The sequence below is a fragment of the Methanospirillum hungatei genome, from assembly GCF_020216685.1.
In the GTDB taxonomy this organism is placed as follows: domain Archaea; phylum Halobacteriota; class Methanomicrobia; order Methanomicrobiales; family Methanospirillaceae; genus Methanospirillum; species Methanospirillum hungatei_B.
Genome location: NZ_JAIWNS010000115.1, coordinates 1 through 17,767, shown reverse-complemented (window position 1 = coordinate 17,767; position 17,767 = coordinate 1). Strand labels below are relative to the sequence as shown.

Annotated in this window: 20 protein-coding genes; 2 read left to right on the top strand and 18 right to left on the bottom strand. The window is 49.3% G+C overall.

Going from position 1 to position 17,767, the window contains the following annotated elements; translation table 11 throughout:
- Positions 1 to 546: hypothetical protein (locus LDL35_RS07195; protein ID WP_304020973.1), on the top strand; the 546-nt coding region annotated here is incomplete at its 5' end.
- Positions 547 to 589: 43 nt separating this feature from the next.
- Positions 590 to 1,240: a putative phosphothreonine lyase domain-containg protein gene (locus LDL35_RS07190; protein ID WP_304020970.1), complete on the top strand. Its 651-nt coding sequence runs from the start codon at positions 590 to 592 to the stop codon at positions 1,238 to 1,240.
- A 4-nt stretch (positions 1,241 to 1,244) separates the two neighbouring features.
- On the opposite strand, the gene LDL35_RS07185 is transcribed toward LDL35_RS07190, so the two are convergent.
- From LDL35_RS07185 to glmU, 18 genes are all read right to left on the bottom strand, one after another.
- Entirely contained in the window at positions 1,245 to 1,391 is a 147-nt protein-coding gene (locus tag LDL35_RS07185) for a 50S ribosomal protein L40e (protein WP_011449815.1), read from the bottom strand.
- Positions 1,392 to 1,453: 62 nt separating this feature from the next.
- Positions 1,454 to 1,999, bottom strand: a complete 546-nt coding sequence (rdgB, locus tag LDL35_RS07180; protein WP_304020966.1) for an RdgB/HAM1 family non-canonical purine NTP pyrophosphatase — start codon at positions 1,997 to 1,999, stop codon at positions 1,454 to 1,456.
- A complete protein-coding gene (locus tag LDL35_RS07175) occupies positions 1,996 to 3,558 on the bottom strand; it encodes a bifunctional N(6)-L-threonylcarbamoyladenine synthase/serine/threonine protein kinase (protein ID WP_304020964.1) in 1,563 nt (520 codons plus the stop codon). Before LDL35_RS07175 ends, rdgB begins: the two co-directional genes overlap by 4 nt.
- Positions 3,559 to 3,563: 5 nt before the next feature.
- A complete protein-coding gene (locus tag LDL35_RS07170; RefSeq protein ID WP_304020962.1) occupies positions 3,564 to 3,752 on the bottom strand; it encodes a 30S ribosomal protein S27ae in 189 nt (62 codons plus the stop codon).
- A gap of 15 nt (positions 3,753 to 3,767) precedes the next feature.
- Positions 3,768 to 4,106, bottom strand: a complete 339-nt coding sequence (locus tag LDL35_RS07165; protein WP_304020959.1) for a 30S ribosomal protein S24e — start codon at positions 4,104 to 4,106, stop codon at positions 3,768 to 3,770.
- 23 nt (positions 4,107 to 4,129) lie between these two features.
- Positions 4,130 to 4,648: a GTP-dependent dephospho-CoA kinase family protein gene (locus LDL35_RS07160; protein WP_304020956.1), complete on the bottom strand. Its 519-nt coding sequence runs from the start codon at positions 4,646 to 4,648 to the stop codon at positions 4,130 to 4,132.
- Positions 4,648 to 4,851 carry a transcription elongation factor subunit Spt4 gene (gene spt4 / locus LDL35_RS07155; protein ID WP_304020954.1) on the bottom strand — a complete coding sequence of 68 codons (204 nt, stop codon included), beginning with the start codon at positions 4,849 to 4,851 and terminating at the stop codon, positions 4,648 to 4,650. The genes LDL35_RS07160 and spt4 overlap by 1 nt, the downstream gene beginning before the upstream one ends.
- Before the next feature lie 2 nt (positions 4,852 to 4,853).
- Complete coding sequence (locus LDL35_RS07150; protein WP_011449808.1) at positions 4,854 to 5,426, bottom strand: DNA-directed RNA polymerase; 573 nt, start codon at positions 5,424 to 5,426, stop codon at positions 4,854 to 4,856.
- Positions 5,427 to 5,430: 4 nt separating this feature from the next.
- Complete coding sequence (locus tag LDL35_RS07145) at positions 5,431 to 5,841, bottom strand: nucleotide-binding protein (RefSeq protein ID WP_304020951.1); 411 nt, start codon at positions 5,839 to 5,841, stop codon at positions 5,431 to 5,433.
- On the bottom strand, positions 5,805 to 7,040 hold the full coding sequence (eif2g, locus tag LDL35_RS07140) for a translation initiation factor IF-2 subunit gamma (protein WP_304020949.1): 1,236 nt from the start codon (positions 7,038 to 7,040) through the stop codon (positions 5,805 to 5,807). The genes LDL35_RS07145 and eif2g overlap by 37 nt, the downstream gene beginning before the upstream one ends.
- A 123-nt stretch (positions 7,041 to 7,163) precedes the next feature.
- Complete coding sequence (locus LDL35_RS07135) at positions 7,164 to 7,457, bottom strand: DUF2098 domain-containing protein (RefSeq protein ID WP_304020947.1); 294 nt, start codon at positions 7,455 to 7,457, stop codon at positions 7,164 to 7,166.
- 24 nt (positions 7,458 to 7,481) lie between these two features.
- A complete protein-coding gene (locus tag LDL35_RS07130; RefSeq protein ID WP_304020946.1) occupies positions 7,482 to 10,046 on the bottom strand; it encodes an oligosaccharyl transferase, archaeosortase A system-associated in 2,565 nt (854 codons plus the stop codon).
- A gap of 4 nt (positions 10,047 to 10,050) precedes the next feature.
- Positions 10,051 to 11,304, bottom strand: coding sequence for a GDP-mannose 4,6-dehydratase (locus LDL35_RS07125; RefSeq protein ID WP_304020943.1), 1,254 nt, complete (start codon positions 11,302 to 11,304; stop codon positions 10,051 to 10,053).
- Entirely contained in the window at positions 11,305 to 12,420 is a 1,116-nt protein-coding gene (locus tag LDL35_RS07120) for a glycosyltransferase (RefSeq protein WP_304020941.1), read from the bottom strand.
- Positions 12,417 to 13,583, bottom strand: a complete 1,167-nt coding sequence (locus tag LDL35_RS07115; RefSeq protein WP_304020939.1) for a glycosyltransferase — start codon at positions 13,581 to 13,583, stop codon at positions 12,417 to 12,419. Before LDL35_RS07115 ends, LDL35_RS07120 begins: the two co-directional genes overlap by 4 nt.
- On the bottom strand, positions 13,580 to 15,319 hold the full coding sequence (glmS, locus tag LDL35_RS07110) for a glutamine--fructose-6-phosphate transaminase (isomerizing) (protein WP_304020936.1): 1,740 nt from the start codon (positions 15,317 to 15,319) through the stop codon (positions 13,580 to 13,582). The genes LDL35_RS07115 and glmS overlap by 4 nt, the downstream gene beginning before the upstream one ends.
- 1 nt (position 15,320) lies before the next feature.
- Entirely contained in the window at positions 15,321 to 16,487 is a 1,167-nt protein-coding gene (locus LDL35_RS07105; protein ID WP_304020933.1) for a sugar phosphate nucleotidyltransferase, read from the bottom strand.
- Complete coding sequence (gene glmU / locus LDL35_RS07100) at positions 16,484 to 17,689, bottom strand: bifunctional sugar-1-phosphate nucleotidylyltransferase/acetyltransferase (protein ID WP_304020931.1); 1,206 nt, start codon at positions 17,687 to 17,689, stop codon at positions 16,484 to 16,486. The genes LDL35_RS07105 and glmU overlap by 4 nt, the downstream gene beginning before the upstream one ends.
- Between the last annotated feature and the right edge of the window lie 78 nt (positions 17,690 to 17,767).

The following is a 17,767-nucleotide window of genomic DNA, read 5'->3' as shown; positions in this document are numbered from 1 at the left end:
CCCATCACAAAGCAGGTAACTGGACATAGGGGTACTATTTCCCATGAGGACACAGACATTCATGTGATTTATATGATACGAAAACAGTGGAAGATTGCATTTCTGCTCCTGGCAGTCATTGCATCATGCGGGTTTTGTTATGCAGCAACCGAACCGACCACCATGACCATGATCCCAAAGATAGGAACTTCAGAGCCATATGATGATGAAAAGTTCCTGATCCTCGTTACACCGGTAATCACCGGTCTTAATGACCGGAATCTGAACAGCAGTGAACGGATCGACGTCCAGTCCGCTTATTACTCCGCAACTGCGATGAAGGTCAGTCCTGAATTTTATCCGGTTGCTTTCAATGTCACCAAGCTGCTCTTTTACCTGGTATCCAGCAGTGAAGCAAATGAGGAACTAGGGAAAAGCAGCGGACTTGCAACACATAATAAAGATACCCGCAACTCCCTGAAAGCACAGGCTGATGCTGATGAAGATGCCGCTGAAGAAGCATGGCGCGGCCTTATCATGTTGTACCCGAACAGCACCCTGTTTTAGATAACCAATATCTATTTTTTCCCGTCAGGCATTATTCCTGAGTATGGACGCAGCTGATACGGTTGAACTCTCGGACAGCGCATATGCCATTTTTGAGTTCTTTTTCAGAAGCCAGCTGCATATGCGTAAAAAATCCCTCTCTCTCATCGTAGAGAGCGGTGAACCTTTCGAAGAACTGTTCCATGAAATATTTACCGAATTTTCTACTATTTATCCGGAAGTATACGATCTCCTCATCAGACAGTTTCAGTCTCCTGAAGAGATTTACCGGATGATTCGTGAAGGGGAAGGTGTCATTCCCAGCAAGACTTTTCAGGCAAGGTGGATTGAACAGGACTCACCTCATGTCGATGGCCGGGCTGCAGACATTGAAAAGGCTGGGAAATGGCTGGTATTTCTCCCGCCTGATCAGGTGGATGATATCTGGCGTCAGATCCGTGACCGGACATGGGAAGGAACTTTAGGCATTTCCGCAAAAGTGTCGACGGCAAAACCAGATCCGGATGCCCGTGATGAGCGGAAAGTCATCTATGTCTACACTGCGGACTGGGAAGATGAAGCTGATGTGATGCGTGTCAGGGAAGAACTTCGCAGAATTGGAATTACTGACCGGATCGGGTATAAACGAAATATTGAGACCTTCAAGGGAGAATATAGTGCAAAAGGAAAAAAAGTAACGTTTTATTCAGCCTGAATGATCAGGCTTTCCGATCCTTGTTCTTTGGACGCAGGTGTACATACCCGCACTTTCTACAGCTGACTGCCCTGACCGGGTTACGGGCATTGCAGTGCATACAAATCTTAACATTAAGAAGCCGTGCTTCTGCCTCAGGAAAACGTGCCATATGATATCTCCGTAAATATCTGTCTTATATAGAGGGTTGTATCCTCACATAAGGGTTATGTCTTACTGCTTCTCTTCAGCAAGCCATCTTCGCAATGCATGCAGACCGATAGCCCGATGAGAGATCCGGTTCTTCTCTTCTCCTGTCATCTCTGCCAGGGTTTTTCCATCCACTTCAAAGACTGGGTCGTATCCGAATCCTCCACATCCCCTGGGAAGGACGATAGTCCCTTTGATAGCCCCGGTGAATGATCTCTGACAATCCTTGTCGTGATATGCTATCCCGGTCTCAAATGTGGCGGAACGGTTTGCATATCCTGCCATAAGGGCCAGGATTCCGGTATTCCCAATGGTCTTCTGGACATATGCAGCACAGGTACCGGGAAATCCATTGAGTGCGTGGATAAAGAGTCCGGTGTCGTCAGTGATGACGGGCCGCTGCAGGACCGAGTAGGCATATGCTGCTTTTCCCGCTGCAATCTCTGCCACTGATTCATACCTGAGCTCCGGAATTTCCAAGGGGACATGTTCGATCTCGGCAAGACCTGCAAGGATCCCTGCCGCTTCCCGTGCCTTGTGCTCATTGCTGGTTACAAACGTGATTCTCACAGGTATCTTCCCCGCAGTTCAATCTCATGTTCCCGGTTTAGTATCTCATCCGCAAGAGGCATCTTTTCACGATATCCCTGGATGAACGCCTCTTTCAGAATGTCTGACTCTTTGGATGTGCTCTCGAGGACCTGGAAGAGGACATGAATATCCACGCCACGATGTTCTATCTCTGACGAGGTTCCGGCAAGACCAAAGTCTATCAGCCAGGTCTTTCCGTCATGTATCAGGAAATTGCAGGTTGTCAGGTCTCCATGCACAATCTGTGCGGCATGAAGTTTCCCGACCATCCGTCCGGTCTCCTCAAGGAGCTCTGGAGAGAGGCATTCTTTGAGTTTCACCCCGTCGATATGCTCCATGACAATTGTATCCGGAGTTATCTCTCTGATGATCGGAGTCCTGACCCCGGCTTTTCGTGCCTCAGCGATAAGTCGTGCTTCAGCCCTGGTCCGCTCTGCAATAAGTCGCCGGTCAAGTTCGGGATGCCGATATCGCTTTGATACCCGGATCTTGGATGCTGCTCCGTCACAGAACCGGACGATGGCCTCCGCGCCCCGCGCATTATATGTATCCGGATGCCGGTCAGAAGCAGGGGGCTCCTCTCTCCAGGTGACCTCAACCTGGTCTGCACGGTACGAGGGATTCACCTGTGACTGCTCAACCGGCAGAACTGATCCGGACTCAAGCATAATCCTCCCCGTATACGCGATCATGGCGCCATTATCCCCAAGGTACTGGGGGATCGGGACTGAGAACGCTGCATCACGGTCTTCGCACATACAGGAGAGCATCTCCTGCAGACGCTTATTCATCCCGACACCTCCGACGAGGATCAGCTGATCTTTTCCTGTCTGTGACAATGCGCGCTCTGTGACCTCAGTACACATGGCAAAGGCTGTCTCCTGGAGACTGTAACAGACATCCTCAAGCGGGGCTGATGCATCCTTTGCGGCACTTACAAGACCTGAAAAGGCCAGATCCATGCCCTTGACGGTATAGGGAAGAGGAAGGTATGAACCGTTCTTTGCTATCCGTTCCACTTCCGGTCCGCCAGGATGGGGAAGACCCTGACTTCGTGCAAACTTGTCAATTGCATTTCCAATCCCGATGTCAAGAGTTTCCCCAAATATCCGGTATCTGCCCTGAAGATATCCCAAAACCTGGGTATTTGCGCCGCTTGCATACAGGACGATTGGATCGTCAAATCCTGATGCAAATCTCCCAATCTCAACATGAGCTACACAATGATTTACCCCGATGAGTGGAACATCAAAGGATAATGCAAGTGCCCGGGCAGCGGTTCCGACAATCCGAAGGCATGGACCAAGACCTGGCCCCTGAGAAAAAGCCACAGCTACCGGAGTCGGATTTCCTTTCAGTACCTCTTCAATGACACTGGTAATGACGGATGCATGATGCTGGGCTGCTTCACGCGGATGTATACCGCCCTGCACAGGTTTGTAGGGATGAGAGACCAGTTTTATGAGGTCATCATCAAAAAGAGCAGCACTGAGGTTCCAGGCAGTTCCCTCGATCCCCAGTACCGGTCCGATCTTCATCAGGGTTACTTCTTGAACTCAGTGTATCCACACTTTCCACAGGTAACACGGTCTTTGTGTTCACCCATGAAAACGCCCGGACCACATCGGGGACAGTACCTGCGTTGAGGAACTGCACTCTTTCCTTCAACCTTGAAATATGCTGACCGCTTGACTGCGGCCTTCTCTGATTTTTTTGCTTTTTTTGCTGCCATATTTCATCGTCCCCCTTATGATGCCTCCGCAGCGTCACCGGACGGTGCATCCTGAGCATCTGCGTTGCCTTCTTGTTCTCCGGCCATACCACGCTTTCGGATATACTCCGGTTCGATCTTCTTCAGGTATTCAGCTGAAGTGTAGACCCGTGCATCGCCTGTAATTTCAGTTAATCCAAAACGGTTGTGAAGGGATCCGATCACCAGCTGATCCTTTGGTGCGTTGAGCATTGCTGCAAGTTTCGCATGGACCATCTTACGTGACGGGGTTGCTCCGGTAAATGTGATGCTAAACCCGATCTCTTTCCGGTTTAACAGCACATTCTCTGTTTGTGAAGTAATCGTAATCTCCATAGAGATCCGTATTAGGTTACCTGTCAGATGTTAAATACCTCGCGCGCAGTCGGGGTGCTGACCTCTTCAAAACAGGTGAACAGCTCTTCTGCCCTTTTCTTCATTGCCGGGGTAATTGAGAGTAAAACGACTCCTTCTCCTGGCTGGCCATAGAGAATGACAGTTCCCAGAGGCGCGTGCATTGCCAGCGGAACAACTGCCAGATCCTCTTCTCCTTCAACCTGAATAACCGTCCCCTGACGAGATGCTGCAACCTGTGTTGCATCGATCAGGTCTTCGGTAAGACCGCCAGCCGGGTTTTTTACCAACAGCTGATGATACTCAGGGATGGTCACTCCCGGATATGGCTGACGCATGGTATGCCCGTCCACAACCGCAACCTCCGGAGGCCGGCCGGCCCTGAGAAGATTTGCAGTGACGACATCACCAACACTAAATACAGGTCTTCCTGGTAAAAATTTGAGAACTTCCTCAAAAGAGTGAAAAAGGGTGCCAAATGGTTCTTTAAATAACTGGCGGTGCCGGGCAGGAAGAATTCGCATCAACGGACCTTAAGGGCATATCTTCCGGGGAGGGTGATATTCATCCGGCGGGCCACTTCGCTATGCTCCGGATCGATGATGACCAGGTATCCGGTCCAGTCTGCGGTAAGATTGGAGGTTCCACAGATGGAGCAGGAGGTTCCTTCAACAACCCGGTGACAGTCACGACAGACCATATGTTGTTTCTTCTTTCCGCTCGCCATGCTTACACCGCACTCTTCTCTTTCTGTTCGTTCTTCATGTCTTCTTCAAGCCAGACAAGGTTCCCAAGACCTGCCTGTCGCATGGTAAGACCAATCTTGCTTTCACGAGGTTCACGTTCATTCAGACTCAGGGTGACAACCCGTGCCCTGACAAGAGACCCGACACCAAGATGACGACCAGAATCCTGACAGATCAGCTGCGAGTTCTTCTCATCATAACTGATGTATTCATCAGATATCTGACTCACGTGAAGCATCGCATCAATCGGTCCAAGGCTGACAAACGCACCAAAACTGGTGGTTTCTACTACAATACCTTCAATAATCTCCTGAAGGGAAAGCCGAAGAGCCAGACCTTCAAAGTCTACATCATAGTAGACCGCACCGTCTCCAGGGACCATCTCCCCTTCTCCAATCCGGAGAACCTTGGTAACGGCGATGAAAATCCCGATCTCCTTGTCGATACTTCCTTCCAGCTGCTCCTGCAGCACATCCAGAATGACAGTTGTGAGATCCTCCCCAAGCCGGTGAGGAGGAACCCGCACCTTGTCAATCAGTTCCAACCGGTAATACATTCTCTTATCTCCGAATCAACTCTAATTTCTGTTTTCCTGCAAGGCTGACAACAGGGAGGCCGACATCCAGAACCTGATCACGAAGTCTCCGGTCATTGGTGACCACACCACACCGGAGATCCTTTGCACTCATCAGTATCTGTTCGTCCGGAGTGCCTTGTCCTGATGATGCAATGATCTCACATTTCTGTGCGAACAGGAGTCCGAGACGTGCCGATGCTGCATGTTTCCCTTTTCCCCGTGCCAGTCCTTCAAGTTCCCTGATCACGATCTCCGGCACAACCATTCTGACCGAGCCGAGCATCCATTTCAGTTCATCAAGGAGGTCTATCTTGAATTGCGATGCCATGAGAAAGGCATTGGTGTCGATAAGGATGGTCACTCGATCAGCGTTCCCATCCCGATCAGTCGCCACCGTCCACCAACCTGCCTGCTGATAGCGATAGGTGACCCGATGCTGGCACAGACCGGCCGTTTGAGAACGACTTCAGCTGCATCTTTCCGGGTATTGCTCACCAGACCGACTGTTACAGCAGTCCCGACAGAGAGCATCAAAGGCTCGCGCTGTTTGAGTGGTTCAATGGAAACCTCACTATTTGAGCCGACAACCCGCTCCATAAGTTTTACTGAGAACCACATCTTCTCCCAGACCGGGGGGAGTTTTCCGACATGACCAAGGACCTGTCCGGCAAGCATATCACTTTTGGTAATCGCGGGGTCGAGTTTTGTACCGATGGCAAGGAGACCTCCGGGAGTTGCAACATGGACTTTCTTCTGTCCTTTATGGATCTCTGTCACCTTGGTGATGATAGGCTCCCACTTGGTCTTGTTCTCCACCTGGTTCTGGATACCAGGCCGGATCTCAATCTCGGCACCATCCTCAATAAGACCCCTGATAAGAGAACCCCCGACAACGCCACCTTTGACATCCTTCCAGCTGCATCCTGGCCGGTTCACATCAAATGAACGGGCGATGAGCATGACCGGATCAGCCTCCGGATGGCGTGACGGCTCTGGAATGACTTCGTCAAGAGCCTGAATAAGTGCCCAGATATTGATATTTTTTTGTGCTGATACCGGTATGATTGGCGCATTCTCCGCTATCGTTCCCTTGACAAAAGCCTTAATCTCCTCATAATTGCGGATTGCTTCCTTATGGGAGACCACATCGATCTTGTTCTGGACGATGACAATTTTCTTAATCCCGACCAGTTCAAGAGCCATAAGGTGTTCTTTTGTCTGGGGCTGCGGGCACCGGTCAGCTGCTGAAATCACCAGCATGGCACCGTCCATCAGGGCAGAGCCTGAGAGCATGGTTGCCATTAACGTTTCATGTCCGGGTGCATCCACAAAAGAAACAGCACGAACAGGTTCTGTCTCACTGTCACACCTCGTACAGACCGGGGTTGTCGTCAGTCCCTCAGGCCCCCGGCATTTTCTGCACCGGTAAAAGACAGCATCTGCATATCCAAGTCTGATAGATATGCCCCGTTTCATCTCCTCACTATGTCTGTCAGTCCAGACGCCGGTGAGGGTATTTACCAGTGTGGTCTTGCCATGGTCAACATGACCGACCACACCAATATTAGTATTTGGAATCAGTTCTTCTGGCACCAGCTATTCAACCTCCTTACGTATTTCCATCGGATCATACTTATAGCCATAACCGCAGAGCAGGAACAGGTGCGTTCCCCATCATGTTCATATGCACCTGAAACCGGTGTTCATCTACCTGTATTATCCTGCTCCGGCGCAGGCACCATCCAGGTTTGGTGGTTCTTCCATTGCTTCTTTCTCAACCTGACTTCTTTCCTGCTCCAGCCGTGCAAGCTGTTCATCCCGGTCAATTTCACGCTCATTCTTCTGGACAGATTCAGCAGGAATCAACTGGTCAAGCCGGTATAACAGGCCGGTTGAATCCAGTTCAGCAAAACGCCTCCCGTTCTTGTCTACCAGCCGTGTGATTGTTCCGGAGGTTCCGGTGCGAGGATACCGCACAAACGCTCCGGCCTTAAGGTTCTCCAGATTCATACTCTCCCTATTCCTCTGCACATATTAAATGCTCTGTCCCTCTGATACCTGCTTTTCTGTGACCTGGTATTCAGCTCCGGTTTTTGTGTTGCGGTACTTTTCTGGGATTGTAATCGCACCGACGGTTGTCTCTGTCGGATACGGCACAGTAAAGGTACCGTTGACACTCTGTGTCCGGTAGATAAATTCCCGCCCGGTGTTTGTCTTAACCGGTAACTCCAGCATGCCCTCACCAGGTATCTGTGCCCCTTTCACATGCTCGAAGATCTTCACATACCGTAGATCATGCATATCTGCAGGAGTGGTCCTGGTACTTGACTCAAAGATGAGCCGGTAATGACTGAGTGCCTGGACCGGCTCTACCGGATCCGTGTATCCGAAGTTGGCCAGGATGACATCGTATTGGGGATTTTCCTGTGCATTAAATGAGTTCACAAGGGCTTTTCCTGTAGTATAGTTCGTCTGCCCTCCATCAACGACAACCGGTGCATTAAGGCCCGAAGCCGAGGGTTTCATGTACCGCAGGAAGTACACATTGCCTGGTTCGGTATAGGTGCCGTCAAAGTTATGGAGACGGGAGATCATCGTCTGATAGTACTCATTGGTGAGAAGCGGGTAGTTTACTCCCGATTTTGGATCATCCGGACTTGGAAAGATGAAGGTCCGCTGGTAGGGATACACACCGACCTCAGGATCATCCCAGGTAGACATGGCCCAGAATTTCCCGGTATCCATCTCATAGTCGGTGATGACATATTTTGTCCTCAGATTGGTAAGTATCTGGTCTGCCTCACTCTCATTCTTCGTCATGAAGAACCTGGCAGATCCGTTCGGTCCGTTCACCCCGTACTGGAAGGGATTTGCATTGGGCATTCGTTTTCCAAGGTACGTAATGATATGTCCATAATCCCACCATGACATGACCCCGTAGGCACTATCCGGGTAGGTAAAATTCTTCTCATCATAGATTGCAAAATAATCAACCCCCGGATCAGGGGTGTTCTTGTTCATCCATTCAGTGGCCTCTCTCCAGTCCGGGTTTAAGTTGTATGCCCCCATCATGAGATCCCGTCCTAGGGCCTGATATGAGAAGAGAAGAGCCAGAATGAGAATAATCGCCAGGAATAGATATGATCCTGCCTTCACTGATCCTGATGGGTACCCGGATCTCCCCCGTGAGATGTCATGGCTTTTCCCTGCTTTTTTCTTACCAGACTGATGGTCTTCATCCATTGGTGAGGTTTCAGGCTTTTGTCCGAAGGGAAGTCGAATGATATCAAGAGCAAATCCTACGGCAATTCCTGCCAGTATGGCAACCGGTACTGCCAGGTAGTACTCATATCTGATATGCTGACAGGTTGCGTAAAAGATAACGACAGCCCAGATAAGGGTAAACGCATGGGACGGACAGAGTTCTTTTCTGATCCGGTACAGGAGAACCGCTGCTCCGGCGCCAAAGAGGAGAAGACTATACTGGAATGTCCTCCACGCATCATCAAAGCTCCATGGTCGTGCTTCCTGAATCGTCTTCCAGTGAATATCATCAGAACCAAAGAATGCATTGGCATTTGCCATCATGTATGCAAACAGGTCAGGAAGGATAACTGCAAGGGCAATAATGCCAAGAATGGAAACTCCGATAATGGCGCCGACATAGTACCAGTAGGGCTTGTCCCGAAGCTGATAAGAAAATCCAAAGAGGAGAACATTTGCCAGAATCAGGAGAGTATAGGCTATTGGATGCCCGATGGTGTAATAATTGAGTCCTCCTTCTGAATGCACACCGATGAAGAAAAATCCGATGATTGCGACGAGGAACGTTACCGAATTAATGACCAGAGCCGATGCTCCCAGATGCCCGATGTACCGCTGGATAATAAACCAGACCGGGGTGAACATCCCGACGATAAGGGCGAACAATAACATGGTTGGCATCAGGGCAAGTCCGAGGACATAGGTGATTCCACATAAAATTCCAAGGAATATGGGAATCTTCCAGGTCTCCTTGTCTTTGAGATCGACCGGATGCTTTCTGCTGTAAACGAGTGCAGTAATATAACACAGACAAAAGAGCGTGCTGAAAAAGACTTCTCCTGCATGATGATCCAGGTACCCGTAAAAGGATCTAAAGAAGAACTGCCCTGGCACAATGGCGATGAAGAATGCTGCTGCAAGCCCCGCTTTCCAGTCTGCAACCCTGCTCACCAGGAGGTAGATGACCGGGACCAGAAGTGCTGCCATCACACAGGGAAGGAAGAGTGAAACAGAGATGATCTCCGTTCTGGTGGCAGCCCCGGTGATCAGACAGATGGTGGCTCCGAGGAAGGGGAAGAGTGGTCCCCAGTGCATGGGTTGTCCGAACGGGAAGTAGGTCATCGGATCAAACCAGGCAACATTCGGATAGTTTGCGATAATCTGTTCAATCCTGCGTAATTGATAGGTCGGGTCATCCATTCCGACAAACATCAGCACATCGGTATTTCCTGAGTATGCAGGAAGAGTTCTGATAATAAATGAAAAAAAGGTAATGAGGAGAACTATTGCTCCTAATATGAGAGTAAAGGGTTTTAGATATCTTGAATATTCCATCTCATCACGCTCGATCAATTGTATGAATACTACATCTGTTCTCCGGGTCCATATAGAAATTCATCTGATCCTGTACAATGTCTCTAATCTGGTACCTGACTTCGTACCCTAATTGTTCGATCTTTCTGATATCAGCAAACAAAATCGGGACATCAGATGGTCTGAACCGCTCCAGATCAAATTCAACAGGAATTGTCTTTTCAGGAGTCCTGACAAGAATTCCCCCATCCTGTGGTCCGAAATCCAGAGTGCCGTCAAGTATCATCCGGTCAACTTTTGATTTCTCAAAATGTGCACCAAATAGTGCCTCATTGTCAGGCTCCAGGGGATCTTTCAGGCACTTTCCAGTTCTGGTCGTGCAGATCTCCTGGACCGGCATACCACATGCCTCAATGCTGTGGAGTATGTAACTGAGAACTGATGTGGTTCTGTTTGATCCCTGGTTATAGACATCCCCGGGTTTTCCTTTCATGGCAAGGATCTCATATCCATGCACGATGTCATCAATATGTGACCAGTCACGAAATGCATTCACATTCCCGATAGTAATTTTATCCGCCTCATTACACCTGAAATGACTGACCTGGCTGGTGATAACTGAGGTTACAAACTGAATACCCCGTCCGGCCCCCTCATGATTAAAAGCCCGTGATACAATTCCTTTCAGACCATAGGTGTAGAAATAATTCCTGAAGAGATAATCCCCATATACCTTGGAGACCGCATACGGAGACATGGGTCTGAGCGGGTTATTTTCATGGATCGGGAGTTCTGGGATCGTATCCGGTTCAGGGAAGATATTCCCGTATTTCTCTTTCAGTCTGGTATACTGTTCATCAGAGCTGATAACAAGCCCGTATTCTTCACTGGTTCCCGCAAAGACCAGCACCGGGTCTGCTCCTTTCATCCTGACCGCCTCAAGCAGATTGTTTGTTCCAAGACCGTTTATCTGGGCAGTCTCAAGAGGATGGGAGAAGGATCTTGGGACAAATGACTGGGCGGCCAGATGAAAGATGTAATCCGGTTCTGCACAATCAATTGCATTTGCGATACCGGTCAGGTCTTCAAGACCTGCCTCAACGTAGGTAATTGCCCGTTCAATCTTCTTTTGTGACACATTCTTTGGTATGGTGCCATCTGACCGCCTTCGCACCATGCCATAGACCCGGGCTCCTTTATCCAGAAGATCCCGGGCAAGATATGAACCGGCAAATCCACTGACGCCGGTGATCAGTACATTCTTATCATTCCAATTCATTCACTCGTACTCCCCATGGATCCCCTGGTCTTTTTCTGATGTATATTCCTCAAAGCAGGTATGCACATACGTTTCAATTTGTTCCTTAAATATCTTGTAATCAAAAAGTTCTGCTCTCTTTCGTGCCTCATGCCCGAACCGGGAGGGATCAGTATCCACATCCCTGATGGCTTTGGCAATATCCGCAGCATGTGGTGCAACCAGAAAACCGGTATATCCATCTGCAACGGTCTCCTGGTACCCCCCTTCATACACAGCAACCACCGGCTTTTCACAGGCCATTGCTTCAAGTGGGGTCAGTCCGTAATCTTCATCAATAGCGGTTGTGAGAAACCCTCTGCATCTGCCATACAGGGTCAGGAGTTCCTCATCAGGCACCGGGCCAAGGAAAGTGACATTTTGCGGGGCTTCATGAACAAGATGTTCATAATCCGGATATATCTTACCCGCGATCACAAGTTTTTTATCCGGCAGAAGGCGGAATGCCTCAAGCTGCAGGTCAATCCTCTTCCATTTATCAATCCTGCTGACCGAAAGCCAGTAATCACCATATCCCAGGTTCTGATATTTTTCCAGATGTATGGGCGGGTAGATGACCGTTGCAGGCTTTTGATATGCCTTCCAGATCCTTGTTCTGACGGTATGGGAGATACCGGCAATTGATCTGACATGCTTTTTTACAAACCTTCGGTCAAGGAACCGGAATATGCCCAGGATTATCATGAAAATCTCTCGTTTTCCAAACGGCATAGATGCCAGGGTAGGGTAGTACATATCATACAATGCACGTCGCGGTGTCAGCATCATGTACATATGCGGGATCTCCTCTGACAAAAACCGGAGAGTCATATCATCGGTGGCAATGAAAAAGTCGTAATCCAGGCTGATTTTTTTAAACAATCTCATCCCTGCAATCTGGCGAAGAGGTTCGTCAGGAAGTGTTTTATGAAGAGGAAAGAATCTGACCTGTGCAGCGTCAGGATATATGGTGCACAAATCATCACTGACCGACAAACAGACGATGGTTGCATTCAATGCCCGTGCCATATCAATAAAGAACCGCTCAGCACCCCCTGGAATTTTAAAATCCACGCAGGAAAGGATTGCAATTCTCATATCTTCTCCCAAACGGGATTGATTATCTCGTTCATAAACCTCTCTGCAATCCTGTTCCATCTCATCTCCTCAGGGGGATCATACCGGTCCTGCTTTTTGTGGAGTATCAGATCTGTCATTGCCTCAGCCAGTCCGTCATTATCACCAGGCCTGACAAATCTGGTCCCTGCGTAGGATCCAAGGCTTTCCACAAGTCCTCCCACCTCTGTCGCCAGTATGGGAAGGCCGTATGCAATGCCGATATGAGCTACCCCGCTCTGGGAGGCACGGGTATAGGGAAGCACCAGGAGATCTGCGGCAGAAAAAAATACCGGAATATCCTCATCTGAAATATACCGGTTTTCAAGAATGATCCTGTCAGAGACTGGCGATTCTTTGACACGATCAAGAGACTCCTGATCTTCCCAGGCCTCCCCGGCAATAATGAGGACGGTCTTCTCAAGGAGATAAGAAGGGAGTTTTTCAAATGCCTGAATAAGATGAGATACACCCTTGTATGGTCTAAGCAGACCGAAGAATAACAGGACACATTTACCCTGGACTCCCAGTTGTAATGTACTCTCTTCTTTCTTCATTATCGGATACTGATCATAGAGTCCATGAGGGATTACCACAATCCTCGATGGATCAATCCTGTACTGGGATGCGATCAGCTTCCGGTCATGCTCTGAGTGAACAATAAACCTGTCCGCCTTTCGCCGGATGATCCTCCCCATCGCCTTTGCGTACATCCGGAGCGGAAGGATGGCGTACTCCAGGGGATCTACTACTTCATGAAATTCAATGAGTATCCTGGCTTTCCTACCGGAGAGCAGGAGCAGGGCAAGGAACATGTGCACGACACTGGATGTCCACCATTCAAGGATGATCACATCCGATCTCCTGATCCTCTGAGCCCCTGTTGCCCATGAAAAAGGATTATACCAGTCAAGAACTTCAGCGACATCTACGGTATCTGAAAAGCTGACAGAACTAGTGGTGACACCCACTCGCTTCCATCCCGGAAAAAGCCGTTTTGGGAGCATATTCCGAAATAGTACTGCATTGACTGCACTTTTTTCAGACAGGGCATTGCAGAGTCTGATAGTATAATAACTGATACCTGATAAAAATCTGGTCGATGGGCCAATAACAGAAATAACAGGGTGAGTGTTTTTTTTCATTCTACGGTAACACTCTTTGCAAGATTTCTCGGCATATCAATCTCTCTTCCCAGCCGGTTTGCGGTATGATATGCAAGCAGTTGTAAGAGCACGGTAGATGTCAGAACCTGAGTCCACATATGTGCTTTTGGAAGCGGGATTACTACATCTGCAATATCCCTGACATCCCCGTCGTCTTCATTTCCAAATGCAACAATAGGTGTCCCCCTGGCCTTCATCTCTTTCATATTTCCAAGCATGACCTCGTAAGCAGGTCCGGGGGTACATATGGCGATTACCGGAGTACCGGGGGATAAGAGAGCGAACGGGCCGTGTTTGAGTTCTCCGGCAGCATACGCCTCGGCATGGATATAGGAGATCTCCTTCATCTTCAGCGCCCCTTCCATCATGACCGGATAAAACACCCCCCGTCCGACATAAAAGAGATGCTCTGCCTTACTGCAGAGATCCACCGCCTCGGTCAGATCGGTCAGGAGAACCTGCTCTATTGCATATCTCGCATGGTCAAGGATGTCATGACATCGTCCCCCTGAGAGGATATTCACAATCTGCATAAGAACTCCTACCTGGGCGATGAATGATTTTGAAGCAGCAACACTGATCTCAGGGCCGGCATGCATCAGGATGGTGTCATGGGCACTCCGGGTGATAGAACTATTAAGAACGTTGGTTATCGCAACGGTTTTCACATTATTACAGATTCCTTTCCGAATTGCTGAAAGTGTATCTGCGGTTTCACCACTCTGTGATATACCGATGATCACATCGCTGAACGGAACCGGGGTATACTTATATTCAGAACCCAGCTCCAGTCTGACCGGGATGCCGCATGCCGGTTCAATAAGGTACCGGAATATCATCCCGGCATGATACGAGCTCCCGCATGCCACAACGGTAATAGAGGAAGCCTGACGGAGAGAGGATGGCAGGGTCTCATCAGAAACGGCGTGAACCGCCCGGTGGATGGCATCCGGCTGTTCAAAGATCTCCTTGAGCATGTAGTGGGCAAATCCCCCTTTCTGCACCGTGTCTGGTGTCCAGGTGATCTCTTTGATCTCACGTTCTGCAGGACTATCCCCAAAGTAAACCGAATATAAGTCTGGTTTGAGTTCTGCAATATCACCATCATCAAGGTAAATGACCCGTGAGGTATACTCAAGAAGTGGTGTGATATCTGATGCAGCAAAAACCTCCCCGTCTCCTATGCCAAGAACCAGGGGGCTCTGATTTCGTGCAGCTATGAGCCGGTCTTCACCTGCTGAAATAATTAGTAATGCATAGGATCCGGTCAGGAGCGGGAGGGTTTTCCTGACCGCTTCAAGCAGATCACCTGTATATGCCTCCTCAATCAGGTGTGCAATCACTTCGGTATCGGTCTCCGAGCGGAAGGTATGCCCTCTTCCGATAAGGTCCCGTTTTAATTGTGCATAATTTTCAATTATTCCGTTATGAACAACCGCAATCTTATCGGTGCAGTCCTGGTGTGGATGTGCATTGATATCTGACGGAATACCATGAGTTGCCCATCTGGTATGACCAATTCCGATGGTTCCCTGTAACATCCCCTGTGAATCTGGAAGGTCAGAGACTTTTCCGGCCTTTTTGTGGACACATACCTCAGATGCAAGGGTTGCAATCCCATAGGAGTCATATCCCCGATACTCCAGTCTTCGAAGACCCTGGAGCAGGATTGGGGCAGCACGCCGATATCCGGCATACCCGACAATGCCACACATCCTATATCACCCGGGTTTTATCCGGAATCCGGGTACTGGAGAACCTGAGATCCGTTCTTCCCTCAATGGTTACCTCATTGCCGACGATAGTATTCTCAAACATAACTGACGGCTTGCAAAACACACCATTTCCCATGATAACCCCGCATCCAGCACGGATTGCAGTGTCTTCTGATGGAATAAACCCACTGGCATACACTGCTGATGTATACTCTCCAAGAGTGCATCCCTCTCCGATGACTGATCCTGAAATGCTGCTATGGGATGCGATAACGACATCATCCATGAGGATCGATCTTCGAATGACAGTGAATGGTTCGATCTTCACCCGGGATCCGATACTGGTTCCCGGTTCAATGACAACATGCGGTCCGATGGTGCAGTCCTCTCCGATGATTACCGGTCCGGTTATAACGGCTCCAGGGCCGATTTTAGTTCCGGATCCAATGGAGACCTTTCCCTGCATGATGACTGATGAACTGATAATTCCCGATTTTTCCTGAGAAATAAACGGCAGGAGACGATCATTCATAACAAGGAGATCCCACGGATAGATAGCATCCTGCCAGGAATGAGCTTTTACTGCAATAATTCGGGTATTTGATCGAATCTCCGCATCGATTGCCTCACTAAGACTTTGAGCCTTCATTCTGTCGAGGAGCTCAGATCCCAGGTGATACACTCCGCAACTGACGGTCATCCTGCTTGCGAGAACAGGTTTCTCTGTGATACTGGTAACCGTATCATCTTCTATGGTGACAACCCCGAAGTTTGACGGCTGCCGGTGTGTAGTGTATAACAGGGAGTTTTTTATTCTGGCGATATCCCTGATAGAGTCAGGATCGATATAATTATCTCCGGGAAGGACCAGAACGTCGTCTGCAATCCGGTCACGTGCGCAGAGGAGTGCATGGGCTGTGCCAAGTTGTTCGGGCTGCTGTACGATCATGACCGGCACACTGAGATGTGCCAGATGCCGCATCACCTGCTCTTTCCGATACCCTACCACGACGATAATATCCCGTATCCCCGCTTCCAGAAGTGACAGGATAGTATGCTCAATAATCGGCTTATTGGCGACCGGGATAAGAGCTTTTGGTTTGTTCTGCGTGAGCGGGCGGAGCCGGACCCCTTCCCCGGCTGCCAGGATGACTGCCTGCAGACTCATCGGCGAATCACCGTATGATCGTCATGTCTCCCTTCAACCAGGGCATGCGGACCGATTCTGCAGTGGTTTCCGATGACTGATCCGACATTAATCGAACAGTTTATGCCAAAGAGGACATCATCACCGATAACCGCACCGAATTTTCTTCTTCTGGTATCAGTTCCTCCGATGATGATGGTCCCTTTATCATGACGGAGATTTGCAATTTTCGTCCCTGCTCCAAGGTTACAACCACTCCCGATGACACTGTCTCCGACATAGGAGAAATGGGGGACATTGGTCTTGTCCATGATGATTGAGTTTTTTATCTCTGAGCTATGTCCGATATGGCAGGCATTCCCGATCGCCGTTCCAGGCCGGATATAGGCATGCGGGCCGATCTTACAGTCAGATCCAATGATACACGGACCTTCCAGGTATGAGCCTGACATGATCACGGTTCCTGGTCCGATCTGAACATCTCCCTTGATGATGACGCCTTCTTCAATAACTCCCAGATGTTCAGGAATGATCTCTTTCATCATCTCTTCATGAACCTCCAGGAGATCCCAGGGTGATCCCATATCTGCCCAGAATCCAAGGCGAACCCCACGGAGTGTCTTATCCTTAATATACGTCATGAGAGCATCGGTCAGCTCTAGTTCTCCCCTGGGTGAGGGCCTGATGGTTTCAAGTTCTTCAAAAATCCCTGGTTCGAACAGATACATGCCGGCATTGATAAGGTCGCTTTTCGGGTGAAGGGACTTCTCCTCAAGACCGGTGATGATCTCCCCGTCCATAGTTACCACTCCATAATCCTGTGGATGAGATGATGTGAACACACCCATGGCCGGGGCCGGAGTCTTTAAGATGGCTTTTATATCATCAGAGTGCAGGACCATGTCCCCGTTTAACAGGAGAAACTGCGAATGGACATGTGGCCTGACTGTCATCAGGGCATCGCCGGTTCCCTGCTGCCGTTTCTGGGTCACATACCTGATTGAGATCCCTCTGGACGTGCCGTCACCAAAATAGTTCCTGACTGATGCCTCACCATACCCGACGACAAAGATAAATTCGGTTATTCCGGCATCCATCACCGCATTGAGCAGGTGTTCAAGCATTGGTCTGCCGGCAAGCGGAAGCATGACTTTTGGCCTGGAACCGGTGAGCGGCCTCATCCGTTTTCCTTCACCGGCTGCGAGGATAACACAGACGGTCACTGCTTTACCTCTTTTCGTATGATCCTGACCATATCCTCACCTTTCATGAGGAGTTCCTTTGCAATATCCATACTTTTT

What these genes read in the sequence shown, in the direction of transcription:
- LDL35_RS07190 (WP_304020970.1), top strand. Translation starts at nt 590, where the DNA reads ATGGACGCAGCTGATACGGTTGAACTCTCGGACAGCGCATATGCCATT.
- LDL35_RS07185 (WP_011449815.1), bottom strand. Translation starts at nt 1,391, where the DNA reads ATGGCACGTTTTCCTGAGGCAGAAGCACGGCTTCTTAATGTTAAGATT.
- LDL35_RS07175 (WP_304020964.1), bottom strand. Translation starts at nt 3,558, where the DNA reads ATGAAGATCGGACCGGTACTGGGGATCGAGGGAACTGCCTGGAACCTC.
- LDL35_RS07170 (WP_304020962.1), bottom strand. Translation starts at nt 3,752, where the DNA reads ATGGCAGCAAAAAAAGCAAAAAAATCAGAGAAGGCCGCAGTCAAGCGG.
- LDL35_RS07165 (WP_304020959.1), bottom strand. Translation starts at nt 4,106, where the DNA reads ATGGAGATTACGATTACTTCACAAACAGAGAATGTGCTGTTAAACCGG.
- LDL35_RS07160 (WP_304020956.1), bottom strand. Translation starts at nt 4,648, where the DNA reads ATGCGAATTCTTCCTGCCCGGCACCGCCAGTTATTTAAAGAACCATTT.
- spt4 (WP_304020954.1), bottom strand. Translation starts at nt 4,851, where the DNA reads ATGGCGAGCGGAAAGAAGAAACAACATATGGTCTGTCGTGACTGTCAC.
- LDL35_RS07150 (WP_011449808.1), bottom strand. Translation starts at nt 5,426, where the DNA reads ATGTATTACCGGTTGGAACTGATTGACAAGGTGCGGGTTCCTCCTCAC.
- LDL35_RS07135 (WP_304020947.1), bottom strand. Translation starts at nt 7,457, where the DNA reads ATGAATCTGGAGAACCTTAAGGCCGGAGCGTTTGTGCGGTATCCTCGC.
- LDL35_RS07130 (WP_304020946.1), bottom strand. Translation starts at nt 10,046, where the DNA reads ATGGAATATTCAAGATATCTAAAACCCTTTACTCTCATATTAGGAGCA.
- LDL35_RS07125 (WP_304020943.1), bottom strand. Translation starts at nt 11,304, where the DNA reads ATGAATTGGAATGATAAGAATGTACTGATCACCGGCGTCAGTGGATTT.
- LDL35_RS07120 (WP_304020941.1), bottom strand. Translation starts at nt 12,420, where the DNA reads ATGAGAATTGCAATCCTTTCCTGCGTGGATTTTAAAATTCCAGGGGGT.
- LDL35_RS07115 (WP_304020939.1), bottom strand. Translation starts at nt 13,583, where the DNA reads ATGAAAAAAAACACTCACCCTGTTATTTCTGTTATTGGCCCATCGACC.
- glmS (WP_304020936.1), bottom strand. Translation starts at nt 15,319, where the DNA reads ATGTGTGGCATTGTCGGGTATGCCGGATATCGGCGTGCTGCCCCAATC.
- LDL35_RS07105 (WP_304020933.1), bottom strand. Translation starts at nt 16,487, where the DNA reads ATGAGTCTGCAGGCAGTCATCCTGGCAGCCGGGGAAGGGGTCCGGCTC.